Origin of the sequence: Flavobacterium sp. XGLA_31, assembly GCF_051547105.1 — a bacterium.
GTDB lineage: Bacteria > Bacteroidota > Bacteroidia > Flavobacteriales > Flavobacteriaceae > Flavobacterium.
The window spans coordinates 740,383-764,362 of record NZ_JBPTTM010000001.1 but is presented as its reverse complement, the minus strand read 5'-3'; the positions used below and the strand labels follow the sequence as shown (position 1 = coordinate 764,362).

At 40.6% G+C, this 23,980-nt stretch carries 24 protein-coding genes and 1 tRNA gene; 14 read left to right on the top strand and 11 right to left on the bottom strand.

Annotation, left to right across the window (positions count from 1 at the left end):
* Positions 1-5 precede the first annotated feature (5 nt).
* A complete protein-coding gene (locus tag ACSVH6_RS03345; RefSeq protein ID WP_438075532.1) occupies positions 6-1,574 on the top strand; it encodes a S41 family peptidase in 1,569 nt (522 codons plus the stop codon).
* Here ACSVH6_RS03345 and ACSVH6_RS03340 read toward each other — a convergent pair whose 3' ends face one another.
* Genes ACSVH6_RS03340 through ACSVH6_RS03330 form a run of 3 tightly spaced genes read right to left on the bottom strand, consistent with a single transcriptional unit; the run spans position 1,575 to position 2,998 of the window.
* Positions 1,575-2,183: an FAD-dependent oxidoreductase gene (locus tag ACSVH6_RS03340; protein ID WP_438075530.1), complete on the bottom strand. Its 609-nt coding sequence runs from the start codon at positions 2,181-2,183 to the stop codon at positions 1,575-1,577.
* 3 nt (positions 2,184-2,186) lie between these two features.
* Positions 2,187-2,384, bottom strand: coding sequence for a hypothetical protein (locus tag ACSVH6_RS03335; protein WP_438075528.1), 198 nt, complete (start codon positions 2,382-2,384; stop codon positions 2,187-2,189).
* Positions 2,385-2,422: 38 nt separating this feature from the next.
* The gene (locus tag ACSVH6_RS03330) at positions 2,423-2,998 is read right to left on the bottom strand and encodes a MarC family protein (protein WP_438075526.1); all 576 of its coding nucleotides are present in this window, start codon (positions 2,996-2,998) and stop codon (positions 2,423-2,425) included.
* A gap of 83 nt (positions 2,999-3,081) precedes the next feature.
* Between ACSVH6_RS03330 and ACSVH6_RS03325 the strand changes: the two genes are divergently transcribed.
* Entirely contained in the window at positions 3,082-3,654 is a 573-nt protein-coding gene (locus ACSVH6_RS03325; RefSeq protein ID WP_438075524.1) for a DUF3109 family protein, read from the top strand.
* Positions 3,655-3,687: 33 nt separating this feature from the next.
* Here ACSVH6_RS03325 and ACSVH6_RS03320 read toward each other — a convergent pair.
* Positions 3,688-3,761 (bottom strand) — tRNA-Ala (locus ACSVH6_RS03320).
* Positions 3,762-3,926: 165 nt separating this feature from the next.
* On the opposite strand from ACSVH6_RS03320, the gene ACSVH6_RS03315 reads away from it, so the two are divergent.
* Positions 3,927-5,816: an Omp28-related outer membrane protein gene (locus ACSVH6_RS03315; RefSeq protein WP_438075522.1), complete on the top strand. Its 1,890-nt coding sequence runs from the start codon at positions 3,927-3,929 to the stop codon at positions 5,814-5,816.
* 32 nt (positions 5,817-5,848) lie between these two features.
* Positions 5,849-6,595: a T9SS type A sorting domain-containing protein gene (locus tag ACSVH6_RS03310; RefSeq protein ID WP_438075520.1), complete on the top strand. Its 747-nt coding sequence runs from the start codon at positions 5,849-5,851 to the stop codon at positions 6,593-6,595.
* A gap of 79 nt (positions 6,596-6,674) precedes the next feature.
* Here the strand turns inward: ACSVH6_RS03310 and ACSVH6_RS03305 are convergent, their stop codons facing one another.
* Together ACSVH6_RS03305 and ACSVH6_RS03300 are read right to left on the bottom strand one after the other, a co-directional pair.
* Entirely contained in the window at positions 6,675-8,360 is a 1,686-nt protein-coding gene (locus ACSVH6_RS03305) for a DUF6029 family protein (RefSeq protein WP_438075518.1), read from the bottom strand.
* 3 nt (positions 8,361-8,363) lie between these two features.
* Positions 8,364-8,843: a TlpA family protein disulfide reductase gene (locus ACSVH6_RS03300; RefSeq protein ID WP_438075516.1), complete on the bottom strand. Its 480-nt coding sequence runs from the start codon at positions 8,841-8,843 to the stop codon at positions 8,364-8,366.
* Between the two features lie 91 nt (positions 8,844-8,934).
* Between ACSVH6_RS03300 and ACSVH6_RS03295 the strand changes: the two genes are divergently transcribed.
* The 4 genes from ACSVH6_RS03295 to ACSVH6_RS03280 all read left to right on the top strand — a co-directional run bounded on the left by ACSVH6_RS03295 (position 8,935) and on the right by ACSVH6_RS03280 (position 11,283).
* The gene (locus tag ACSVH6_RS03295; RefSeq protein WP_438075514.1) at positions 8,935-9,771 is read left to right on the top strand and encodes an Omp28-related outer membrane protein; all 837 of its coding nucleotides are present in this window, start codon (positions 8,935-8,937) and stop codon (positions 9,769-9,771) included.
* An 84-nt stretch (positions 9,772-9,855) separates the two neighbouring features.
* Positions 9,856-10,029 (top strand): hypothetical protein, encoded by a 174-nt coding sequence (locus ACSVH6_RS03290; protein ID WP_438075512.1) that lies wholly within the window; start codon positions 9,856-9,858, stop codon positions 10,027-10,029.
* Positions 10,030-10,065: 36 nt separating this feature from the next.
* Complete coding sequence (locus ACSVH6_RS03285) at positions 10,066-10,515, top strand: 6-pyruvoyl trahydropterin synthase family protein (protein WP_438075510.1); 450 nt, start codon at positions 10,066-10,068, stop codon at positions 10,513-10,515.
* Positions 10,516-10,530: 15 nt separating this feature from the next.
* Positions 10,531-11,283 carry a UDP-2,3-diacylglucosamine diphosphatase gene (locus tag ACSVH6_RS03280; RefSeq protein ID WP_438075773.1) on the top strand — a complete coding sequence of 251 codons (753 nt, stop codon included), beginning with the start codon at positions 10,531-10,533 and terminating at the stop codon, positions 11,281-11,283.
* Positions 11,284-11,305: 22 nt separating this feature from the next.
* On the opposite strand, the gene ACSVH6_RS03275 is transcribed toward ACSVH6_RS03280, so the two are convergent.
* The 3 genes from ACSVH6_RS03275 to ACSVH6_RS03265 all read right to left on the bottom strand — a co-directional run bounded on the left by ACSVH6_RS03275 (position 11,306) and on the right by ACSVH6_RS03265 (position 14,998).
* Positions 11,306-12,580: an MFS transporter gene (locus tag ACSVH6_RS03275; protein ID WP_438075508.1), complete on the bottom strand. Its 1,275-nt coding sequence runs from the start codon at positions 12,578-12,580 to the stop codon at positions 11,306-11,308.
* Entirely contained in the window at positions 12,581-14,275 is a 1,695-nt protein-coding gene (gene recJ, locus ACSVH6_RS03270; protein WP_438075506.1) for a single-stranded-DNA-specific exonuclease RecJ, read from the bottom strand.
* A 180-nt stretch (positions 14,276-14,455) separates the two neighbouring features.
* Entirely contained in the window at positions 14,456-14,998 is a 543-nt protein-coding gene (locus ACSVH6_RS03265; RefSeq protein ID WP_438075504.1) for a helix-turn-helix domain-containing protein, read from the bottom strand.
* 231 nt (positions 14,999-15,229) lie between these two features.
* On the opposite strand from ACSVH6_RS03265, the gene ade reads away from it, so the two are divergent.
* Positions 15,230-16,852, top strand: coding sequence for an adenine deaminase (ade, locus tag ACSVH6_RS03260; protein WP_438075502.1), 1,623 nt, complete (start codon positions 15,230-15,232; stop codon positions 16,850-16,852).
* Here ade and rsmI read toward each other — a convergent pair whose 3' ends face one another.
* On the bottom strand, positions 16,853-17,551 hold the full coding sequence (gene rsmI, locus ACSVH6_RS03255) for a 16S rRNA (cytidine(1402)-2'-O)-methyltransferase (RefSeq protein ID WP_438075500.1): 699 nt from the start codon (positions 17,549-17,551) through the stop codon (positions 16,853-16,855). It abuts the gene before it with no gap.
* Positions 17,551-18,447 (bottom strand): hypothetical protein, encoded by an 897-nt coding sequence (locus tag ACSVH6_RS03250; protein WP_438075498.1) that lies wholly within the window; start codon positions 18,445-18,447, stop codon positions 17,551-17,553. Before ACSVH6_RS03250 ends, rsmI begins: the two co-directional genes overlap by 1 nt.
* 199 nt (positions 18,448-18,646) lie before the next feature.
* Between ACSVH6_RS03250 and ACSVH6_RS03245 the strand changes: the two genes are divergently transcribed.
* From ACSVH6_RS03245 to ACSVH6_RS03225, 5 genes are all read left to right on the top strand, one after another.
* Positions 18,647-19,282: a thymidine kinase gene (locus tag ACSVH6_RS03245; RefSeq protein WP_438075496.1), complete on the top strand. Its 636-nt coding sequence runs from the start codon at positions 18,647-18,649 to the stop codon at positions 19,280-19,282.
* A gap of 22 nt (positions 19,283-19,304) precedes the next feature.
* Entirely contained in the window at positions 19,305-21,749 is a 2,445-nt protein-coding gene (locus ACSVH6_RS03240; protein WP_438075494.1) for a bifunctional UDP-N-acetylmuramoyl-tripeptide:D-alanyl-D-alanine ligase/alanine racemase, read from the top strand.
* A 74-nt stretch (positions 21,750-21,823) separates the two neighbouring features.
* A complete protein-coding gene (gene mscL, locus ACSVH6_RS03235; RefSeq protein ID WP_438075492.1) occupies positions 21,824-22,201 on the top strand; it encodes a large conductance mechanosensitive channel protein MscL in 378 nt (125 codons plus the stop codon).
* A 283-nt stretch (positions 22,202-22,484) separates the two neighbouring features.
* Positions 22,485-23,474 carry an aspartate-semialdehyde dehydrogenase gene (locus ACSVH6_RS03230; RefSeq protein ID WP_438075491.1) on the top strand — a complete coding sequence of 330 codons (990 nt, stop codon included), beginning with the start codon at positions 22,485-22,487 and terminating at the stop codon, positions 23,472-23,474.
* 97 nt (positions 23,475-23,571) lie between these two features.
* Positions 23,572-23,925 (top strand): hypothetical protein, encoded by a 354-nt coding sequence (locus ACSVH6_RS03225; protein WP_438075490.1) that lies wholly within the window; start codon positions 23,572-23,574, stop codon positions 23,923-23,925.
* Positions 23,926-23,980 lie beyond the last annotated feature (55 nt).

Sequence of the window (23,980 nt, the reverse complement as noted above, 5' to 3'; positions counted from 1 at the left end):
TCCAAATGAAAGCTAAGGAAAAATACTTGCCACTGTTGTTGTTCTCCTGTGTAGCACTGGGTGTTATCATTGGCGGTATGCTTAATTTTCCGCAGCGTACACTTTCTAAAAAAAATGCCAGCAAAGCCAAAATTGAAAAGTTAATTGACATGATCAACGACGAATACGTTGACGATGTCAACTCTGATTCAATTGTCGATTTGACTGTAAACAGTATTTTGGCCAACCTTGACCCACATTCCGTTTATATTCCGCCCAGCGAGCAATCTTCGGAGTCCGAAATAATGAAAGGCGATTTTGTTGGTGTCGGCATCAACTTTTATATGCACAACGACACCGTTACTGTGGTCAAAACATTGGAAAACGGTCCGGCAGCCAAAGCCGGTATTAAAGCCGGAGATCGCATTTTGTATGCCGGAAAAACCAAACTCTTTGGGCGAAAATTACCAACCGACAGTTTGTACAACAAATTCAAAGGAGAAGAAGGCTCTGATGTTTTACTAACTGTTTATCGGAAAAACTCAAACAAAAAATTAAAAATAAATGTTACCCGTGAAGTTGTTCCTATTAAGAGTGTAGACATCGCCCTGATGCTAAACAAAAATACGGGCTACATCAAAATCAACCGCTTTGCCGAAAACACTTATGACGAATTTCACTCAGGCCTGCAAAAGCTGAAAAATAGCGGCATGAACACGCTGATTATCGATTTGCGTGACAATGGAGGCGGTTATTTGGAAAAAGCTGTCGAGGTGGCCGATGACCTTTTGAAAGAGAAAGAACTCATTGTTTTTACCAAAAATAGAAAAGGCAACATCACTAAAACTTACGCTACAGAAAAAGGTATTTTTGAAACCGGAAGAGTGTATGTTTTGATTGATGAAAACTCAGCTTCAGCCAGTGAAATTTTATCGGGAGCCATACAAGATAATGACCGAGGAACTATCGTGGGACGGCGTTCTTTTGGAAAAGGACTGGTGCAACGCGAAATGAATTTTGATGATGGTTCTGCTGTACGCCTGACTACCTCGCGGTATTACACCCCAAGTGGCCGCTCCATTCAAAAGCCTTATGTAAAAGGAAAAGCAGAAGAATACGAACAGGATTTCGGAAATCGTTTTGACAGTGGCGAGTTGTATGCCAAAGACAAAATTAAAGTGGCAGATTCCTTAAAATTCAAAACCAAAAAAGGGCGAATTGTGTATGGCGGTGGCGGTATAGTACCGGATATTTTTGTGCCTTTGGAAGTTAAAAAAGGAGAAGAAAGTTTAGCTTACATCCTCAACTCAGGTATTGTAGGGCATTTTGTTTTTGAACAATTAGACAAAGACCGCAACACCTTCAAGGGACAGACTTTCGGTCAATTTTTAGATCGAATGCAAAACAACACAGCGATAGTTTCTAAATTTGAAAATTACCTGAAAGATTCCGGTTTGGAAATGAAGTTGAATGACAACAAAACCTTAGTCAAAAAATACCTCACCGCTGAATTTGCCAGACAATTATTTGGCGAAAGCCAATACTACAACATCATTCTGAAAGATGATGCCATGTTAAAAGCTGTTTTGAAGTAATTATTTCCTAATGCTATCGTGTACCTGTGTGTGCACCCCGTTATTCCACAACGTCAGTATATCCGTTGCAACTGCAGCACCGCTTCCGGCAGCAATGGCTAGTTGACTTCGCCAGCCGGCTAAAGTTCCCGTGACGTAAATTCCTTCGGTTACTTTGTGATCAATGTTTTGCAGCTGAATTCTGTTTTTCTCAGGAATCACTTTTTGATGTGGCATGACAAATGATTCCAAACCTTCTATAGTAAAAGGATTTCCGGCTCCAATTCCAATGACAACAAACTTGGTATGATAGGAATTTTTATTGGTAACAACTTTAAAATCTCCGGCCCTTCCTTCAATTTTTATGGCTTTTTCATCATGAATTTGAGTGACGTGCGGATATAAATTTTGCAGTTGTTCAACACTTTCGGTTAGCAATTCAGAACCTAATTTTCCGGCCGGAATTCCGTAAGCATTATTAAACAGAGCGTCTTGAAGTGACGATGCTTTTTGATGAGCAATGATGCCTATTTTTTTATCTGCGGCAAAAGGTTTGTTGTAAGCCGAGCCCAGCACCAAAGCGCAGGACAACCCGGAAACACCACCGCCAATTATCAAGACATCAAACATGGATTAGTGCTTAAGTTTATCTTCTATTTTTTTGGACATTCTGAAAATCAGCAAAATCAGAACGGCGCAAAAAGAAGCCACAATGCCAATCAAAGCTATCATGCTGTTCCCTTCCAATGGTTTATTGAAATCGAGCAGAAAAACATTAACAACAATTAACGAACTGGCTATCAAAAGAAGAATATTGGTAAAAATTTTCATGAAATAGGTTTAGGCGACAAAAATACTAAAAAAGGACATTATGCAAAGAGCCCTTTAACATTAGCGGCAAATAATTTAACAGCAATGGCCAACAGCACAATGCCAAAAACCTTTCTGATGATACTGAGACCGTTATCACCAAGCATTTTTTCAATTCGGGCTGAAGATTTCAAAACCAAATACACCAGAATGATGTTCAGAAAAATGGCTATGATAATGTTAATCGACTGAAATTCGGCCCGGAGAGAAAGTAATGTTGTCATCGTTCCGGCACCGGCAACTAGGGGAAAGGCAATGGGAACTATAGAAGCTGAACTCGCTTTCTCTTCTTTGTATAATCGAATTCCCAATATCATTTCCAAAGCCAAAAAGAACAAAACGAACGAACCCGCTACTGCAAACGAGTTGGCGTCAATACCGATTAATTTTAGAATTTCTTCTCCCACAAAAAGAAAAGCAATCATGATTCCCAAAGAAACCAAAGCGGCTTTTTCGGAATGAATGTGACCGAATTTTGCTCTCAAATCAATAATTACCGGAATACTTCCTACGATGTCAATGACAGCAAAAAGAACCATGGTAGCGGTGGCAATTTCTCTAAAATCAATATTCATACAATTATTTTTTTACAAAATTAGGTTTTTAATCGTTTGCAATCGCTTTTTGATTTTACCTTTGCGGCGTAAATCAATACATTATGTTTCAACTAGGAAAAACCATTGTTTCGGAAGATATACTGGAAAAAGATTTTGTTTGTAATCTTTCGGCCTGTCACGGCGCTTGCTGTGTAGATGGTGATGCCGGCGCTCCCTTAACTCAAGAAGAGACCCAAATTTTAGAAGCAATCTACCCGAAAGTAAAACCTTTTTTGCGTAAAGAAGGTATTGAAGCTATCGAAAGATTAGGTACTTGGGTTGTTGGTACCGACCAGGATTTGGAAACACCATTGATTGACAACAAAGACTGCGCTTATGTGATTTTTGACGGAAAAACAGCTCTTTGCGGAATTGAACAAGCTTACAATCAAGGCATCATCGATTGGAAAAAACCGGTTTCCTGTCATTTGTACCCGATTCGTGTCAAAGACTTTACTGAATTTGCAGCGGTGAATTATGATCGTTGGGATATTTGTAACCCGGCTTGTTCACTGGGAAAAGAATTGGAAATCCCGGTATACAAATTTGTCAAAGAAGCTTTGATTCGCAAGTTTGGAGAAGATTGGTATGCAGAATTAGAGAAGGTTGCAGAAGACTTAAAAAACGAAAAATAAAAAAAGCCGAAGTTTAAACTTCGGCTTTTTTAGTGGAGAATACCGGATTCGAACCGGTCACCTCTTGCCTGCCAGGCAAGCGCTCTAGCCAAATGAGCTAATCCCCCTTGTTTTTGACGGAGCAAATATATAATTTTTGTTTCTAACTTTCAAAATTCATGAAAAAATAAATAATAACTTCATAAGCAAGTAATTAGAATGAACATTTTTCACTATACTTGCATTTATTTTTAAAAACGAACAAATTTTACAACTATAATAAACTTAATTTCATGAAAAAAACTACTTTACTGCTTTCATTACTACTCACTTCAGTGTTTGGGTTTGCTCAAACAACATACTACTCTGAAGATTTCGAAACCGGTGATTTGAATGGTTGGGTGACCAACGATTTAGATGGCGATGCCTTTGATTGGTCTGTATTAGACGCTTCAGGGATTAACAGTGTTTTCGGAAACGGCGCCTTGGTGTCATTTTCTTATGATGATGGTTCATCAGCTCCACTAACACCGGACAATTTAGTTACCTCTCCGGCTATCGATTTGAGCGTGGTTACAGACCCTAATGTGTATTTATTTTATGACACGCAAACCAGTGCAAGTTGGCCGGCAGAGCATTATGCTGTTTATGTAACGACTTCAAACGACCCATCAGTAATTACTACTGCTACTCCGGTTTTTGAAACCACCAATGCCAGTACTACCTTGGTTAATAAATTTATAAACTTGACTGCTTATATTGGTCAAACTGTTTATATCTCTTTCAGACATTACTCTTGTACTGATGCTTATTACCTGGTTCTTGACAATGTGGTGTTAAAAAGTTTGGCTCAGAACGATGCCTCATTAGTATCGGCTAAATTGAACCGTTATAGTGCTCTAAGTACTGATAACACTTTAACTTTAACGGTTAAAAATACAGGAAGCAACCCTATAACTAATTTAACTGTTAACTGGAATGACGGGATTTCAGACCATATCAGCACCATAACAAAATCAATAGCTGTAGGAGCAACGAGTACTACGGTAACTCATCCAACTAAAGTTAATTACGCAAATGTTACCGAGAAAAATTTAACTTTAACCATAACCGCTGTTAACGGGAATACTGACCCAGTTCCTTCCAATAACACAACATCAAAAAAATTCAACACGGTTAGTCAACCTTCTCCGAAAAAAGTTTTATTTGAAGAAGGAACAGGAACATGGTGTGGTTGGTGTCCAAGAGGAGCGGTAGCTATGGCTTACATGGATACCACTTATCCAAATGAGTTTATCGGTGTTGCGGTACACAACCAAGACCCAATGATGCTTGATGAATATGATGGCGGAGCCGGTTTTTCAAGTTTCCCCGGAATGAATGTTGACCGTGTGGTAAAAGGAGCTGATGTTAGTCAGGCTCTAATGGTTTCTAATTTAAACACTAGAAAAGTGTTAACAACGCCTGTTGCCTTAGAAGCTAACGGAAGCGTTACCGGAGCTGATGTAACCATTAACGCGATGGCTACTTTCAGAACAAACTTTGCTAATGCCAATTACAGATTAGGTGTTATTGTTACTGAAGATAATGTTACCGGAACAGCAACGGGATACAAACAAACTAATTACTATGCCGGTGGTGCCAATGGTACTATGGGCGGTTATGAGTCATTGCCAAACCCTGTTCCTGCCGCCAGTATGGTGTACAACCACGTGGGAAGAGAATTGTTAGGAGGATTCAGTGGTCAAGAAGGTTCTGTTCCTTCAGTTATTACTGATGGGCAGACAGTATCTTACACTTTCAACTATACCGTACCTGCGACTAGCAACATTGATAATATGCACGCTGTTTTAGTTTTAATTGACCAGGATAATGGAGAAGTAGTTAATGCTAAATCCGTAGAAATGGCGACGTTGGCTGTGAACCACAATTCATTAGACACCGCTATCAGTGTTTATCCAAACCCGGCTAGTGACTACATCAACATCAATAATCTAAAAGGAGGAGACTATACCATCACCATTTATGATTTGGCCGGTAAAGCAGTTCAATCAAACGTAAGCAAAAATGTATCTGAAAATCAAACTGTAACCGTTCCTGTTAAAGGAATCGCTACTGGAGAATACATCATAAACATTGCTACAGGAAACAGCTCTTACAGCAAACAATTATTGATTAAATAATCTGATTACCCTTCTTATTCAATAAAAAAATTATGAAAAAAGCATTTTTTTTAATCGCATGTCTTTATTCTTCATTGTCATTTTCACAAATGACAATGAAGAAGTTAGATGGCACTCCCATTCTTAACGGAGACATCTTAACCTATACCACATTAGGAGACGAGAGTAACATTTCATCGAATGACCCGGCGTATTTAGGTTTTAAAATCTACAACAGTTCGGCCAGTAATATCAATGTGAAAATGAAACTGATAAGCATGACAAATGCTACCGGAAGCAACCTTCAGTTTTGTATTGATCCTATTTGTGTAGGAACCATTACGGTTGGGAACTCTTACCCTTCCAGCGGCTCTTCTGTTGTTCCTGCCAACGGACAAAATGGAAATTTTGACCATTTTGTTAATGCCTATGGCGGTAACGGCACAGCTAATGTGGAATACGTTTTGAAGTTCTACATGGTGAATTCATTCGGAGCCGAAACCGGTAACTCTATCACATTCACTTACAGATACAGTCCGAATCTTAGTGTAACTTCTAATAGCTTGAAAGAAGCCGGAATCAGTGTTAACTCGACCTTAGTTACTTCTCAGGTTGATTTTGCTTCCACTGTTGGCGGAAGAGTAGAATTGTTCGATTTAAACGGAAGATTGATTAATCAAAGCAATTACATTTCAGGGTATAACACCCTTGATGTATCTCTTTTAAATGCTTCGGTTTACATTATGAACTTTACTTCTGATGAAGGTAAAAAAGCTTCTTTAAAAATCATCAAAAAATAATTCCTTATATATTTTATAAGACAAAAAAATCCCCATCAAATGATGGGGATTTTTTTATGCTGCTAAATTTGTAAAAGACTTAGAAACTCGTGTTCAATGATAATGAAACTCCCGTACTTTCAGGAACATAACGACAAACACCACCTACACAAACCAAACCACCTCTTTGTCTTCCATATGCTAAAGCAATTCGGGTTGATTTATAACGGTAAGCACTTCCTACGGAATAGTAATGGTGTTGCAACTTTGCATCTTCATTGCCGTAATTGTACATATCCGAAACATACATGCTGTATTTGGTCCCAAAATTAAACTCGGTCAACAAACTCGCCCAATTCCTTTTATCACTGTTCGCCCAAAGGTGTTCAGCCTGAACGCGAACCGAATTGTTGTTGTTGAATTTACAAGTGGTCTCAGCACCAACGATGTTAGACTTCACTTCACCGTAAGTCTCCTGAATGTATTTTTTATTGTAATATTGGTTGATATAACTAAATCCGGATTGCCATTTCTCATTCCACTTTTTGGTGATTTCTATGTTGGCATCGGTAAAATATTTTTCACCAAAACCTATGAAATCGGTGTGGTAATCTTGTGGAGAATAAATATAAAAATCACCTCCTAATCCGTGATATTCGGCGTAGTTTAAAGCTACTTTTGTACCATACTTCCCTCCAAGGGCTGTTCCTTTTTTAAAGTTATAGAACAAGTCGATTTGTCCGCCTATTTCTCCGGCTTTCACCAAATTCACATCGTTAATAATTACATTGGGCTGTGCCTGATATACGTAGATGTTTGCCAAATTGTAATGGTGCTGCTTGGTCAAACTCGGTACATAATTCATGATTAAATCATTGTATTGATTTCCTTTGGCCAAACGCTCTGCATAGAAACTCATGTTTTCCAATCGACGGAAAGTTGCATCCAATCCAAATCCTTTTTTGGAATACCCCATGTTCAACAAGAAGGCGCTTCCCGGTTTAATCAGATTATTGTCTATTTGATTTTTTACTTGCACCACAGCATCTTTTCCTTTATAATCATACTCTGATGACACATAATATCCGTTGTGGCTGTAATTGATTCTTCCGGCAAATGCATTGGTCAGTTGGTTAAAGTTAGGATTAGCCACTGCAGTCTTTTCGTCGCGTCCTACATAAGTAAAACCTATTGCCAATTCATCTTTCTCAAATTTGAAAACATCTGAAAGGGTCAACTCAGCATCCGCTCCGAAAATCTTTCCTTCTGAAACGTCAAAGCCAGTTCTCATTTGACCGTAAAGTGTCTTTAAGGTAAAATATTTTGTTGGTTTATAAATAAACCGCAATCCGCGTAATGCATTATTAATTCCCAACGCACGGTCTTCCCAGGTACGCAACAACAAGCCGCTACCAAATTGCTCATAGTAATACCCCGCCGTCACATCAATTTTTTCATTTTTGAATTGGGCAAAATAAGTGGCTACATTGGCATTTTCGTATTTTGGATTGTAATTTAACAATGCTTGTTGTTCATAGGCCTCTGCCTGTATCCCGAAAGTCCAGTTCTTGATTTTGTAATTAACAAACAAATAACTGTTCGAACGCAACGGATCCTCAGGATGTACTACCGGGTTGTGAAATTCATCAAACAAACATTTATCGTTTAAATACCATTGTGCATTGGTTTCAAATCCTCCGGAAAACGTTCCTTTGTCTTTTTCTTTTTCTTGGGCAAAAGCGGCAGCCGAAAGCCCCAACAAGCCCATTACAATAATTCTCTTCATTGATTACAACGTCTTTAATTTGGCCAATAATTCATTCTCATTTCCGGGTACGTAGCCATTTTGAATGTGAACAATCACTCCGTTTTTCACCACCACAGTATAGGGAATATTTACAATTCCCAAAGCTCTTTTCAACTCTTGATTGCTATCCAATAAGACTTTGTATTCCCATCCTTTTCCATTTACTAACGGCTTGATTCTTTTTTGGGTTCTGGAGTCATCCGTAGCCACGGCAATGATTTCAATCGGCAAAGTTTTTTTCCATTCTTCCTGAACGTCATTCATTTCGTCCAATTCGTTAATACAAGGGGTGCACCAAGTAGCCCAAAAAGAAAAAATATAAATTTTATCTTTTTCGGTAAAGTCAGTAGCAACGGATACTTTTTTACCATCAATATCTGACAATGAGACATTTGGCATTTGTTTTTGCGAAAACGCAGTAAGCCCTGCCATAAGCAGGAATAAGGTTAGTAGTTTTTTCATTGTAGTTTAAATTGTTTGTACAAATAACGAAATAATAAGTCTAACATTAAAGTTTTTTTGTTTTATTTGCCGTGAAAATAACAACAACTAAATGACAAAGATTAAATTTTTACTTTCGCTGGTAATTCTTGCTGTTTTTTACTCTTGCAGCGATACCAATGTTATCCAAAACTTACCCGAAGATACCGAGACGGCAGCTCCCGTTCCGGGCTATTTCAAAAAACGCGTTTTAATAGAAGATTATACCGGTACTTGGTGTGGAAACTGCACCCGTGTAGCATACGCTATTGACCAAATGTATGAGCAATCCGACAAGGTAGTTTCTATTGCTATTCACAACGGGAATGACCCGTATCATTTTGCGAATTACCAACCGTTAAAAGACATGATTTTACCTCCCGGGGTTGATTTGGAATTACCGCAATCGAGGTTAAACCGAACTATCGTTTGGACTTCTCCGGAGCCGTTCAATTTGGCACAGGCGAAAGCCCTGACCGGAAACAATGCCGGACTGGGATTAGCTTTAGCTTCAACAGTGGCTGAAGACGGCACGGTAAATCTGGATGTTAACATGAAGTTTGCCCAAAACTATACCGGTCTGAAATTGGTTGTCTATGTCTTGGAAAACCATTTGATTCATTCACAAGCCAATTACACGACTTACTTCGGTAATATTAATCCGGTTCCAACGTATGAGCACAACCATGTGTTGAGACAAAACATCACTGATTTGCTGGGTGATGCCATTACAGAAAGTACCACAGCCGGACAAACCGTAACAAAATCATTTTCTTTTGCCATGCCGACTTCGGTTTCCAATCCGGCGAATGTGAGTTTTGTAGCCATACTGGTCAATTCTGATAATTTAGCATTGAATGCCAGAGCTGCTGATAAAAATGAAATTCAGGAATTTGAACAAAACCCATAGTTCTTTTCCCCGATATAAAAACAAGGTTGCCCCAAAGGCAGCCTTTGTTTTTTTATGTAAATTTGTTTAACCAAATAAAATCTTATGAGCCTTATCTTCTTACTGCAGCAGGTCGATGTCAACGAAAAAATAAAACATGCCCCCAACAACGCTTACCTTATCGGAGTATGGATTGGCAATATTCTTCCGTTTGCCATCATCGTAGGGGCTGCGTGGTGGATGTATGCCCGAGCTAAAAAAAGACAAAACGAACAGTAGATTTATTTACTAAATTTGCCGCATAAAACTTCACGTATGAGTAACATCAGAATCACCAAACAATTTTCTTTCGAAACCGGACATGCATTGTATGGCTACGACGGCAAATGCAAAAACGTGCACGGTCACAGCTACAAACTTTCGGTGACGGTTATTGGCAAGCCCATTACGGATACTTCCAATGTAAAATTCGGAATGGTAATTGATTTCTCTGATTTGAAAAAAATTGTGAAAGAAGAAGTGGTAGACCAGTTTGATCATGCCACCGTTTTTAATAAAAACACCCCGCATGTGGAACTAGCTGCCGAACTTAAGAACCGTGGCCACCATGTGATTTTAGTGGACTACCAACCCACCAGTGAAAACATGGTGACCGATTTTGCCCAAAAAATAAGCAACCGTCTACCCGCCGGTATCACCTTACATTCTTTAAAATTACAGGAAACCGATACTTCTTTTGCCGAGTGGTATGCTTCGGACAACTAATCCCTTCCCTTATTGATGACGCTTCCACCTAACAAAAAAATATACTTCGCCTCTGATCAGCATTTTGGAGCTCCTACGCCCGAAGCCAGTTTCCCGAGAGAACAAAAGTTCGTGGCTTGGCTTGATGAAGTAAAGCAAGACGCTGCTGCCATTTTTCTTTTGGGCGATTTGTTTGATTTTTGGTTTGAATATAAAACCGTGGTCCCCAAAGGCTTTGTGCGCGTCTTAGGCAAATTAGCCGAAATTCGCGACAGTGGCATTCCCATTTACTTTTTCGTGGGCAATCACGATTTGTGGATGACGGATTACTTTCAAAAAGAATTGAACATTCCGGTTTATTACGACAATCAGGAGTATGAATTTAACGGCAAAACTTTCCTAATAGGTCACGGTGACGGCAAAGGCCCCGGGGATAAAGGCTACAAGCGCATGAAGAAAGTTTTTACCAATCCGTTTTCCAAATGGCTCTATCGCTGGTTGCATCCGGATATTGGCGTAAAACTGGCCCAACACCTTTCGGTAAAAAACAAACTGATTTCGGGTGAAGCCGATGTGAAATTCCTGGGCGAAGAAAATGAATGGCTGATACAATATGCCAAACGCAAACTGGAAAGCAAACACTACAATTACCTCATCTTTGGTCACCGCCATTTGCCTATGGTCATCACAGTAGGTGAAAATTCGCAATACGTAAACTTGGGCGACTGGATTGGTTATTTTACCTATGGGGTTTTTGACGGCAATCAATTGGAGCTGAAAGAATACTAAGTTGTTTCCTTTCGGCTAACCACTAAAGGTTAGGTCCTTCCTTCATTTCCTCAATATCCTTATGCAAATCCAAATTTCTGAATGACGGTAAAGCAAATCCGGTGAAAGTTACGGTGAGCAACGTCATGGTCCCGCCAAAAACAACAGCGGTCACTGTGCCCATAAGCTTGGCCGTAAGTCCGCTTTCAAAAGCGCCGAACTCATTGGAGGATCCCACAAAAATAGAATTTACCGAGGCAACCCGACCGCGCATGTTATCGGGAGTATAAAGTTGTAATATGGTTTGACGGATCACAACGGAAACCCCATCAAAAATCCCACTGAAGAACATGGCCAAGACCGACACCCAAAACCAGGTAGACAATCCGAAAACAATAATACAAACACCAAACATAAAGATGGCCGACAATAATTTAACACCGGCCTTTCGGTTTAACGGAATGTAGGCCGACAGTACCATGGTAATGAATGACCCCACGGCAGGTGCTGCCCGTAACACCCCAAAACCTTCGGAGCCTACTTTTAGAATATCCTGCGCAAAAACCGGCAACAAGGCCATAGCGCCACCAAAAAGCACCGCAATCATATCGAGAGAAAGCGCTCCGAGAATGAGTTTGTTGTGAAATACAAACCTGACCCCTTCTCTTAAACTCTGCATTACAGGTTCACCAATCTTGGGATTAAGAATAGGTTTTTTTTCGATTTTAGCTAAAAACAACAGCGCTAAAACGGAGCAGACAAACACCAGACACATTGACCAATGTACTCCTATTAAACTGATGGAGAATCCCGCCAAGGCCGGTCCAATCATCGACCCCATCTGCCAAACGGAACTGCTCCAGGTGGAAGCGTTGGGATAGGTCTTTTTGGGAACAATTAAAGCCAATAACGAAAAGATGGTGGGTGTGATGAAAGAGCGGACCAATCCACCCAAAAACACCAAAGCGTAAACCGTATACAAAATGGCATGTGATGATAAATGCTCGGTAATATGCGGCACTGTAATCAAAAACAACCCAAAACTAATGAGCGAAAAGCCAAAAATACATTTGACCAAAAGGCCTTTTTTTTCACTTTGATCCACGATATGTCCGGCAAACAAAGCCATTCCGATAGCCGGAATGATTTCCATTAAGCCGATAATACCCAATGAAAGTGGGTCTTTGGTTAAACTGTAGACCTGCCATTCGATAATAACAAACTGCATCGCCCAGGCAAATACCATGGCGAACCGCAAGAGCAGGAAATAATTGAATTCTTTATACCGAAGGGCTTCGTAAGGATCGTTCTTTTTCATTTAAGCAGGCTTAATATCTTTCAATCGAAGTTGCAAAGATACGGTTCCGTTAAATTCATTTTCATCAATACAATAACAAATTGTCATCGGTTGTCGGTTTTGGGTAAGATGCAATTGGTTTCCCAATCCGAAACCGATGGCGCCAAAACCCGGAGAGCCGTTTTGCTTGACAAACAGTTTGAGATGTTCTTCTCCGGCACCGATTCCTTTGGCGTAACCGGTATCAACAACATTCTTGGTCATGAAAACCGGCGTCATATTTTGAGGCCCGAAAGGTTCAAACTGGCGGAGCAAACGCATCAATTTATCATTGATATCCGTCAGGGCAATTTCGGCATCGATGGTAATTTCGGGAACCAGTAAATCAGGATGTATGGTTTCCTCCACCACCCGTTCAAAAGCTTCTTTAAATGCAGCATAATTCTCTTCTTTAAGCGTCATGCCTGCCGCGTACATATGTCCCCCAAATTGTTCGAGGTGTTGGGCACAGGCTTCAAGAGCATTGTAAATGTCGAAATCTTTTACAGAGCGGGCTGAGGCCGCGAGCTTGTCGCCACTTTTGGTAAAAACAATGGTCGGGCGATAATGGGTTTCTGTCAAGCGGGAAGCCACAATTCCGATTACCCCTTTGTGCCAATTTTCACTGTACACGACAGTGGTAAATTTTTGCTGTTCGCCGTTTTCCTGTATCTGTGCTAACGCTTCTATAGTAATTTGTTTGTCTAACTCTTTGCGATCGCTGTTATATTGTTCGATTTCGGAAGCAAATTGTTCCGCTTGGTCTAAGTCGTATTCGGTTAACAAAGCCACCGCTTCGTTGCCGTGCTTAATTCTTCCGGCCGCGTTGATGCGGGGTGCAATGATAAAAACGACATCGGTGATGGTCAATGTTTTTTTCTTAACGTTTTGTACCAAAGCTTTGATTCCGGGTCGCGGATTGGAGTTGATCACCTCGAGTCCAAATTTGGCCAGCACCCGATTCTCACCTGTAATAGGAACAATATCGGCTGCGATGGCGGTAGCTACCAAATCGAGGTAAATCAGTAAATCATCCAGAGTCTGGTTCCTGTTTTTGGCCAAAGCCTGTACCAATTTAAATCCTACTCCGCATCCGCACAATTCATCATAGGGATAGGTACAATCGTCTCGTTTCGGGTCGAGTACCGCCACGGCTTCGGGCAACATGTCTCCCGGACGGTGGTGGTCACAAATGATAAAGTCAATATTTCGCTCATTGGCATACGCAATATGGTCGACCGATTTGATGCCACAATCCAGCGCAATAATCAAGGTAAATTCGTTGTCCTCAGCAAAGTCGATCCCCTGATACGAAATGCCGTAGCCTTCGTCATAGCGATCGGGAATATACGTGGCCACATTGGGGTAAAAACTTCTCAGATAACCAGATACCAAAGACACTGCTGTGGTGCCATCAACATCATAATCCCCAAAAACCAAGATGTTTTCATTGTTTTCTATGGCCGTTTCAATCCGCTTCACAGCCTTATCCATGTCCTTCATCAGGTAAGGATCATGCAAATCGTCCAAACTCGGACGAAAGAATTGGCGCGCCTGCTCAAATGTTTCAATACCGCGCTGTACTAAAAGTGTGGCTATGAGTTCGTCAACCTTCAACTCAGCTGCCAAGGCTTTTACTTTTTCAGAATTGGGTTTGGGTTTGGTTGTCCAGCGCATTTCATCTAGGAATTAAAAACATAAAAGTAGGAAAAATATTTTAAAAATCAATCGATCGCAAGGTGATTCATTATCAAGTGGTTGCTCTCGGGTCAAAAATACAAAGATGCTACCAATAGCATCGCAACATCCAAAACTAGTACTTCACCATTCATAAAATGCACTATTTTGTACCATTCTTTATTCTGCTGCGCTGCGCTGCAATTTTAGCAAGGAAGCATCCAAAAGTACTTTTTCGTGCTGTAATACCTCTTGTTTCAATTCGTACTTCAATAAATTGGATAAATTGTATTTGTCCAACGTTTGGATTGCTTTATTGGCGATATGTTTAAGCAAACTCATCTCGGAAGCGGCTTTTTTTTCGACACGCTCCGTCAGGAAATCTACCAGATGCAGTACGCCCACCTTGGCAGTATATTTTTTCTGTAACGCTTCAATTTTCCGGGCTATGCGCAATTGTTGGTATTCATTTTCTTTGAGCAAACGCTCCAGTAGCTGCAGCCGCTTTTCTTCTTGCCGGGCTACTTGCGGCAGGCTCTTGCCGGTGTTCTTAGCTCCGGTAACATACTGCAACATCTCGCCCAACAACTGCTTGGCGGCCAAAGGCAAATCGCGTTTCCCCAGTTCATACATTGCCCATTGGCTGCGGCTTACTTTGAGCAACATCGCCATGTCCTGCTGCGTTACTCCCAAAATTGATCGGATGGTGGATTCTCTTTTCATCGTATAATCTTTTTGTGATAATAGCATCCACAGCAAAAATTTTGCCACACTTTTTGTGATAATTTCAGTAACGCCGACGATTTTGTCACAAGATTTGGTTGATAGTCCGCCGCATTATGAATCAGGACTGAGAATTTAAAAGCAAGTAAAATGTTTTAAAAGCAACACTTTCATTCCATTTGAAAAACTGACTTTATATTTGTTACTTTTGGACTATAAAAGTAATCTAAAATGCAAATTCAAGGACAAATCGTCGATATCGAAAACAAACGAATTTATTCGGGAGAAATTACCGTGGCTGATGGAAAGATTGTTTCCATAGTGGAGAAAAACCATGACGTGAAGAATTATATCCTTCCGGGGTTTATTGACGCTCACATTCATATTGAAAGTTCGATGTTAGTTCCTTCTGAATTTGCCAAGATTGCGGTCTTACACGGCACCGTAGCTACGATTTCGGACCCGCATGAAATTGCGAATGTTCTGGGAAAAGACGGTGTGCATTACATGATTGACAACGGTAAAAAAGTACCGTTGAAATTTCATTTTGGTGCTCCTTCCTGTGTGCCGGCTACGTTTTTTGAAACGGCAGGTGCGGTGATTGATTCGGAACAAATCAAAGAATTAATGGCCTTGCCCGATATTTATTATTTGTCTGAAATGATGAATTATCCGGGCGTACTGTTTGACGATGAAGAAGTGTTGAAGAAAATTGCCTGGGCCAAACATTTTGGCAAACCTGTGGACGGACATGCTCCGGGCTTGCGCGGAGAACCTATAAAAAAATACATTGCTGCCGGAATTTCTACCGATCATGAGTGCTTCACTTATGAGGAAGCCGCTGAGAAATTATCCCTTGGGATGAAAGTCATCATTCGCGAAGGCAGTGCCGCCAAAAACTTTGAAGCATTGATTGATTTATTGCCTGACCATTACGAAAACATGATGTTTTGTTCGGATGACAAGCATCCGGATGATTTGATTTTGGGTCACATCAACCAACTTTGTGCCCGAGCGGTTGCCAAAGGTATTGACGTTTTCAAGGTATTGCAATCGGCTTGTGTCAATCCGGTGCAGCATTATAAAATGGAGGTAGGTTTGCTCAAAGAAAATGATGCTGCCGACTTTATCGTGGTGGAGGATTTGGTAAACTTTAAGGTAAAACAAACCTACATTAACGGCGAATTGGTTGCTGAAGAAGGTCAATCGTTTGTGAAACACGTGGCTTTTGAAACACCTAACAATTTCAACACTTCTGCCAAAACAATTAGTGATTTTGAGGTTCCGAGCTCGGCCAAAACCATACGTGTAATCGAAGCTTTGGAAGGCCAATTGATTACCAATGAAATTCACCACAGTGCTTTATTGCAAAACGGCAAACTGGTTTCCAATGTGGCCGATGATATTTTAAAAATGGCTGTCGTGAACCGCTATGCTGATACTCCTCCGGCGGTAGCTTTTATCAAGAATTTTGGCTTGAAAAAAGGCGCTATTGCCAGTTCGGTAGCGCACGATTGTCATAATATTGTTGTCGTAGGGACTTCGGATGAAGAAATTTGCAACGCGGTGAATCTGTTAATCCAAAACACCGGTGGTATTTGTGCCGTAGATGGTGAGGTTAAAAAATCGTTAGCGCTTCCGGTAGCGGGTATCATGAGTGATAAAGACGGTTGGGAAGCCGGGCGTTTGTATCAGGAAATTGATGGAATGGCCAAATCATTGGGCAGCACGTTGAAAGCGCCGTTTATGACACTTTCGTTTATGGCCTTATTGGTGATTCCCGATTTGAAATTATCAGACAAAGGATTGTTCAGCGGAAAGAGTTTTGCTTTTACCGATTTGGTAGTCGAATAACTATTCTCGGTCTTTCTTTTCTTTGGTTGAAATCTTACCGCCCACCACTACCACTATTTCTCCTTTGGGTGGCTTGGCTTCAAAATGCTTTAATACTTCTTCGGCTGTGCCACGGATGGTTTCTTCGTGCAGTTTGGATAATTCACGCGAAACCGAAACCGGTCTGTCGGCTCCGAAGTATTGCACATATTCGGCTAACGTCTTTACTAATTTATGCGGAGACACATAAAAAATCATGGTTCTTGTTTCTTCGGCTAATGCCAAATAACGGGTTTGTCTGCCTTTCTTTTCGGGCAAAAAACCTTCAAACACAAAGCGGTCATTGGGCAGACCACTATTCACCAAAGCCGGCACAAAAGCGGTAGCTCCGGGCAAGCAATCGACTTCGATATTATTTTCGACACAAGCTCGGGTCAATAGAAATCCGGGGTCTGAAATGGCAGGCGTTCCCGCATCGCTGATGAGTGCAATGGTTTCTCCGGCTTGCAATCGCTTGATGAGATTTTCCACCGTCTTGTGCTCGTTGTGCATGTGGTGGCTGTGCATGTGCGTAGCAATATCAAAATGCTTGAGTAGTTTTCCACTGGTACGGGTATCTTCAGCCAAAATCAAATCGGCTTCCTTGAGCACGGTAATCGCCCGGAAGGTCATATCCTCCAAATTGCCGATAGGTGTGGGAACAATGTACAGTTTGCCCATTACTGGAATTTATTCTCGATGAGTTCCATGAAACGCTCGGCATAATCTTCGTTGCCTTGCCAGTTGTTGTAATCGGGTTTGACCATGTCGTCAATAAAGTTTTTGGCTTCTTCAAAAGAATCAAAGGTGTTCAATTGAGACAAGACACGGTTAAAGTCTTCGTTGCTGTCGTCAAAAAGATGTTTCACAAAACCAATACGGTCGTTCAACCCGATAGCGATGGACTTGCTCGAAGTTTCAGTAACGACAGGTGATTTTGGTTGATTTATTTCTTCTGTAATTGTGGTGTCAAACAAAGAAACCTCATTTGGTTTTACAAAAACAGGATCTACATAACTCTCGCCCAGAAACTCTTCAATGACTACCTTTTTGGTTTCCGGGGTAAATTCCACTACCGTCTCCGCCGGTTCTATTTCTTCTTCAGCATCTTCTTCAGCATCTTCCTCCTCGCCCTCTTCTTCTAATTCAAAGATGGGCTGAAAAGCCAGAGCCGGTGCTTCTTCTTCTTTTGTTTCCGGTTCGTTTTCCGCCGGAATTTCTGCCTCCACAGCAGGAGTTTCCAAAACTACTTCGGGTTCCGTTTCAGTTGCTTCTGAAACAATGCTTTCTTCCGCAATTTCTTCTGCTGCGGCTTCCTCTTGGGTTTCCTCTTGAGTTTCCACTATTGCCACAGGCTCCGTAACTTCTTCTTTGGGCTGCTCTAATTTTTCTTCTAAAACCGCTAAAGCCACATCTTCTTTTACCGACTCGAAATTATCCTGATAAAACTTTAAAACCGATAGTGTTTCGTATAATTTTTGGGTTTCTTTATACAATTGATCCACTTCCGATTTGTTTTTCAATTTCAGGATTCGGTGGGCAATGCTGATTAATTCGGCTTCTAATCTTTTTTTCATACGTTTCAAAATTACAGTAACTCGTCGTTTCTTTTTTACTATTTTTCCTCCTGTGGTTTTTATTTTGTCAAGGGAAGAAGGAACCTTGGTTAAAATTTTCTACATTTGAATCGACGTAAAAATAGAAAATTTTTAAGTCGTTTTGTTTGCGTTACAAAGTAACAAAACTATTCAAATTATAAAGGTTGAAAATTACAAAATGTTTCTCGAAAATACAGTAAATCATAAAGAACAATTTGGTTGGATTGAAGTCATCTGCGGTTCGATGTTTTCGGGCAAAACCGAAGAGCTGATTCGCCGTTTGAAAAGGGCACAGTTTGCCAAACAAAAAGTGGAAATTTTCAAACCTGCCATCGACACGCGTTATGACGAGGAAATGGTGGTTTCCCATAATAAAAACGAAATTCGTTCCACACCCGTTCCGGCAGCAGCCAATATCCGGATTTTAGCTCAAGGTTGTGATGTAGTGGGTATTGACGAGGCACAGTTTTTTGATGATGAAATCATAGCGGTTTGTAATGATTTGGCCAATTCAGGCATTCGTGTCATCGTAGCCGGACTGGATATGGATTTTAAAGGCAACCCTTTCGGACCCATGCCTGCGTTGATGGCTACTGCTGAATATGTCACCAAAGTGCACGCCGTTTGTACACGCACCGGAAATTTAGCACATTACAGTTTCAGAAAAACCGACAGCGACAAATTGGTTTTATTAGGAGAAACCGAAGAATACGAACCGCTCAGTCGTGCCGCTTACTACAAAGCCCTACGTGAAAACATGGAAGTAAAAGACCCTGAACATTTATCTCAAGACGACCCGAGCGCAGCGAACTGACGCAGTAATAATACCCCATCCCTTGACACTAACCATACGAAATATTGTTCCCATCATCAAAGCCCACTGGGTTGGCCAAAATGATGTGGCAGTCATTGATTATATCTCCATTGACAGCCGTTCATTACAAAATGCGGAAAACACTTTGTTTTTTGCTATCAGCGGACCAAATCATGACGGTCATGTATACATAGAAGAGCTCATCGGTAAAGGGGTTCAGCATTTTGTAGTGAATCACATTCCTTCAACTGTGGCCGGAAAAGCTAATTTTTTGGTTGTTGAAAATACGCTGGATGCATTACAGAAATTTGCCGCTTACTACCGCAGTTTGTTTGAATTCCCAATTATCGGCATTACCGGCAGCAACGGAAAAACCATCATTAAAGAATGGTTGAATTTCTTATTGAGCCCTGATTTTAACATCATCCGAAGTCCAAAAAGCTACAACTCGCAAGTAGGAGTGCCACTATCCATTTTAGGCATTAACGAAAAGCACAATCTGGGCATTTTTGAAGCCGGGATTTCGATGACGCATGAAATGGAAAAACTGCAGAAAATTATTCGTCCTACGATTGGAATTTTATCCAATATCGGTTCAGCTCACGACGAAGGATTTCCCAGTGTAGCGGAGAAAATCAAAGAAAAACTAAAACTTTTCACTTCAGTCAATGTACTGATTCTGAATAAAAACAAAACCATATGTGCTTTTGTGAACCCAAAAATCAAAACCTTCAGTTGGTGTTCAGACGACAAAAGTGCCGATGTTTTTATCACCAAAAAGAACATAGGAGAACTGACCGAATTACAGGTTACCTATCGCGAAGATACTTTCCCGATTACGATTCCGTTTCAGGATCAGGCTTCGGTAGAAAATGCCATTCACTGTATGATGGTGATGCTATATTTTGGATACAAACACGAAGTGATTCAAACCCGAATGGCACAACTGTATCCGGTAGAGATGCGTTTAAAAGTAAAGAACGGCATTTACAACTGCACCCTGATTGACGACAGTTACAGTTCTGATTTCCAATCGCTTAAAATTGCTTTGGATTTTTTGGAACACCAAAAACAACACAAAAAGAAAACACTAATTCTTTCCGATATTTTTCAGAGCGGACTCAACAACGAAGAGTTGTATTCTCAGGTTTCCCAACTGATTATTTCCAACAAAATAAATCGTGTTATTGGCATTGGAGAAACCATTTCGCAATACAAGAACAAATTCATCAACAGCATCACATTTAAAGATGTAGCCGAGTTTACCCATGCGTTCGACAACCTCAATTTCGAAAACGAAACCATTCTCATCAAAGGCGCACGCGATTTTCACTTTGAAGAAATTGTTTCGATGCTGGAAGAGAAAACACATGAAACGGTATTGGAAATTAACCTCAACGCCATCAGTCACAATTTGAATTTCTTCAAATCGAAGCTGGCTCCCAAAACCAAATTGATGGTTATGGTCAAAGCTTTTGGTTATGGCAACGGCGGTTTTGAAATTGCCAAATTATTGGAACACCACAAAGTAAATTACCTGGGCGTGGCATTTGCTGACGAAGGAATATCGTTAAAAAATGCGGGGATTACAGTTCCTATTATGGTGCTAAATCCGGAAACAACCAGTTTTTCAGCTATCATCCAACATCAGTTGGAGCCCGAAATTTATTCGATTAAAGGCTTGAAGGCTTTCCTGAAAATTGCCGAACAAAAGAAGCTGAAACACTTTCCGATTCATATCAAAATCGATACGGGCATGCACCGTCTGGGTTTTGAAGAAGAGCAACTGGAGGATTTGATTCACATCCTGAAAGGCAATGAAACGGTACAAATCAAAAGCATATTGTCACACATGGCTACCAGTGACGATATGAAGCACGATGCCTTTTCGAAATCGCAGATTGCCTTATATGAAAAACTTTCTTCCCGACTCATTTCGGAACTCAACATCAAGCCGATACGACATATACTGAATACTTCCGGTATTTCCAATTATCCCGAAGCTCAATATGACATGGTTCGATTGGGCATTGGGCTGTATGGCGTGTCCAACGATGAAGAAGAACAGAAGCAACTGGAAAATGTAGGCACCCTGAAATCGGTGATTTCTCAAATCCGAACCATTGACAGTGGCGAAAGCGTGGGCTATGGCCGTAGATTTGTTGCCAATCAGCAAACCAAAATTGCCACAATTCCCATAGGATATGCCGACGGCATTCGCAGAAGTTGGGGCAACGGCTTGGGCTATGTGGTTATCAACGGGAAAGAGGCTAAAATTGTTGGCAGCGTTTGTATGGATATGCTGATGGCCGATGTAACCCATATCGACTGTAAAGAGGGAAATACCGTGATCATTTTTGGTGAAAACCCTACGGTAAGCTTTATGGCCAAAGAGTTAAACACCATTCCGTATGAAATCATGACCGGAATTTCACAACGGGTAAAACGGGTTTTCTTCCGAGAATAGTTGATCATTTTTTTGCTTTAATGTTAAAATTTTACTTAATTTAGTGACTGATTAACCAATTAAACAAAATAATTATGGGAATGATTTCAGAATTTAAAGACTTTATTGCCAAGGGCAATGCCATGGATTTAGCTGTTGGGGTTATTATTGGGGCGGCATTTGGCGCTATTGTAAACTCATTAGTATCCGATGTGATTACACCGGCTTTATTAAACCCTGCTTTAAAAGCGGCACAGGTTGAAAATTTAGCAGAGTTGAAAACCGATGGAGGAATCCTTTACGGGAAGTTCTTGGCCGCTGTCATTAGCTTTTTGGTCATTGCTTTTGTGATCTTCATTATGGTAAAAGCCATTAACAGCATGAAGAAAAAAGAAGAAGCAGCACCTGCAGCACCTGCCGGGCCAACACAAGAAGAATTGCTAATTCAAATCAGAGATTTACTGAAAAAATAATTCCGCTACATTATATATTCTAACCAACTCGAGGCGCAGCCAAACTAAATGGAGCGCCGGCGACATTAAACCGTCCTGTACCGGGGCGGTTTTTCTTTTGTTACACCATAACGATCCTATATAAACCCCTCATAAACAGCCTCAAAACTTTGATTGCAGTACCCCCTAAAAAAACAACCTCACTTTCTGAATTCCGTAATTTTTATACTTAAAACTAAAGTAAAAGTAATTTTCTATATACTTTTGCACTTTGAAAAACTTAACCTTTTAAACAAATAAGAATATGAAAGTTGCTGTTGTAGGCGCAACCGGTATGGTTGGCGAAGTTATGCTTCAAGTATTGGCGGAAAGAAATTTTCCCGTAACCGAATTAATCCCTGTAGCTTCTGAGAAATCGGTAGGTAAGGAAATTGAATTCAAGGGTAAGAAGTATAAGGTAGTCGGCTTACAAACAGCAGTAGACATGAAAGCGGATATTGCTTTGTTTTCGGCCGGTGGTCAAACCTCGTTAGACTGGGCTCCGAAATTCGCGGCAGCCGGGACAACCGTCATTGATAATTCATCTGCCTGGAGAATGGATCCAAGCAAAAAATTGGTGGTTCCCGAAATCAACGCAAATACGTTAACCAAAGAAGATAAAATTATTGCCAATCCCAACTGTTCGACTATTCAGATGGTGATGGTTTTAGCTCCGTTGCACAAAAAATACAACATTAAAAGAGTGGTGGTTTCTACCTACCAATCCATTACAGGAACCGGAGTAAAAGCGGTTCAACAATTGGAAAATGAATACGCCGGTGTTCAGGGAGAAATGGCATACAAATACCAAATTCACCGCAATGCCATTCCGCAATGCGACGTTTTTGAAGACAACGGTTATACCAAAGAGGAAATGAAATTGGTGCGCGAAACCAAAAAAATTATAGGTGATGACAGCATCAATGTAACAGCCACTGCTGTCCGTGTGCCCATTGTTGGAGGACATAGTGAAGCGGTGAATGTGGAGTTTTCAAATGATTTTGATGTGAATGAAGTGCGTAATATTTTGCATTACACCAACGGTGTGACCGTACAGGACAACACCGATACTTTTACTTACCCTATGCCCTTGTACGCTCAAGGGAAAGATGATGTGTTTGTGGGTAGAATTCGACGTGACGAAAGCCAACCCAACACTTTAAATATGTGGATTGTAGCCGATAATTTAAGAAAAGGGGCTGCGACCAATACCGTCCAAATAGCGGAATATTTAGTAGCTCATCAGTTGGTATAATACACTGAAAAAACAAGGAATACCGTTTGGTTAGGCAAATCATAAATTTTGTTAAAACCAAACGGTTTTTTATTGCTGCTCACTTACCTTTGTACCGATGAAAAGAAAGTACTCCATACTAAGTCTGTTATTTACCTTCATGGTACTGGGAGCTATCCTATTACAGTCTTTTCACTCGTTTCATCATTTGGAAAAATTTATTTCTGAGAAGCACTGTCACCACAAATACGCTTTAAACAAAACAGAAATCAACCACAGTCATCACGATTTTGACCATTGTTTTGTTTGTGAGTTTGCCTTGAGCAATTATACCCCAACTCATTTCTTCTCTTTTGAATTCAAAAAAGAAACGCCTCACAGCATTTATACTTTTTGTTATTCCAAACAAATTACCCAATCCTTCCGAGGAAGTCTTTTTGCCCTGAGGGCTCCCCCATCAATTATTGCTTAATCGTTTGGCCAATGTTTTTTGGCTCCAAAATCATTAACAATAATTAAATCCAACA

Bases quoted from the DNA above. Each gene is read 5' to 3' on its own strand.
- ACSVH6_RS03230 (WP_438075491.1), top strand. From the start codon at position 22,485: ATGAAAGTTGCTGTTGTAGGCGCAACCGGTATGGTTGGCGAAGTTATG.
- ACSVH6_RS03345 (WP_438075532.1), top strand. From the start codon at position 6: ATGAAAGCTAAGGAAAAATACTTGCCACTGTTGTTGTTCTCCTGTGTA.
- ACSVH6_RS03305 (WP_438075518.1), bottom strand. From the start codon at position 8,360: ATGAAGAGAATTATTGTAATGGGCTTGTTGGGGCTTTCGGCTGCCGCT.
- rsmI (WP_438075500.1), bottom strand. From the start codon at position 17,551: ATGGGCAAACTGTACATTGTTCCCACACCTATCGGCAATTTGGAGGAT.
- ade (WP_438075502.1), top strand. From the start codon at position 15,230: ATGCAAATTCAAGGACAAATCGTCGATATCGAAAACAAACGAATTTAT.
- ACSVH6_RS03280 (WP_438075773.1), top strand. From the start codon at position 10,531: ATGACGCTTCCACCTAACAAAAAAATATACTTCGCCTCTGATCAGCAT.
- ACSVH6_RS03325 (WP_438075524.1), top strand. From the start codon at position 3,082: ATGTTTCAACTAGGAAAAACCATTGTTTCGGAAGATATACTGGAAAAA.
- ACSVH6_RS03245 (WP_438075496.1), top strand. From the start codon at position 18,647: ATGTTTCTCGAAAATACAGTAAATCATAAAGAACAATTTGGTTGGATT.
- ACSVH6_RS03340 (WP_438075530.1), bottom strand. From the start codon at position 2,183: ATGTTTGATGTCTTGATAATTGGCGGTGGTGTTTCCGGGTTGTCCTGC.
- mscL (WP_438075492.1), top strand. From the start codon at position 21,824: ATGGGAATGATTTCAGAATTTAAAGACTTTATTGCCAAGGGCAATGCC.
- ACSVH6_RS03285 (WP_438075510.1), top strand. From the start codon at position 10,066: ATGAGTAACATCAGAATCACCAAACAATTTTCTTTCGAAACCGGACAT.
- ACSVH6_RS03335 (WP_438075528.1), bottom strand. From the start codon at position 2,384: ATGAAAATTTTTACCAATATTCTTCTTTTGATAGCCAGTTCGTTAATT.
- ACSVH6_RS03300 (WP_438075516.1), bottom strand. From the start codon at position 8,843: ATGAAAAAACTACTAACCTTATTCCTGCTTATGGCAGGGCTTACTGCG.
- ACSVH6_RS03250 (WP_438075498.1), bottom strand. From the start codon at position 18,447: ATGAAAAAAAGATTAGAAGCCGAATTAATCAGCATTGCCCACCGAATC.
- ACSVH6_RS03225 (WP_438075490.1), top strand. From the start codon at position 23,572: ATGAAAAGAAAGTACTCCATACTAAGTCTGTTATTTACCTTCATGGTA.
- ACSVH6_RS03295 (WP_438075514.1), top strand. From the start codon at position 8,935: ATGACAAAGATTAAATTTTTACTTTCGCTGGTAATTCTTGCTGTTTTT.
- ACSVH6_RS03315 (WP_438075522.1), top strand. From the start codon at position 3,927: ATGAAAAAAACTACTTTACTGCTTTCATTACTACTCACTTCAGTGTTT.
- ACSVH6_RS03275 (WP_438075508.1), bottom strand. From the start codon at position 12,580: ATGAAAAAGAACGATCCTTACGAAGCCCTTCGGTATAAAGAATTCAAT.
- recJ (WP_438075506.1), bottom strand. From the start codon at position 14,275: ATGCGCTGGACAACCAAACCCAAACCCAATTCTGAAAAAGTAAAAGCC.
- ACSVH6_RS03265 (WP_438075504.1), bottom strand. From the start codon at position 14,998: ATGAAAAGAGAATCCACCATCCGATCAATTTTGGGAGTAACGCAGCAG.
- ACSVH6_RS03330 (WP_438075526.1), bottom strand. From the start codon at position 2,998: ATGAATATTGATTTTAGAGAAATTGCCACCGCTACCATGGTTCTTTTT.
- ACSVH6_RS03310 (WP_438075520.1), top strand. From the start codon at position 5,849: ATGAAAAAAGCATTTTTTTTAATCGCATGTCTTTATTCTTCATTGTCA.
- ACSVH6_RS03290 (WP_438075512.1), top strand. From the start codon at position 9,856: ATGAGCCTTATCTTCTTACTGCAGCAGGTCGATGTCAACGAAAAAATA.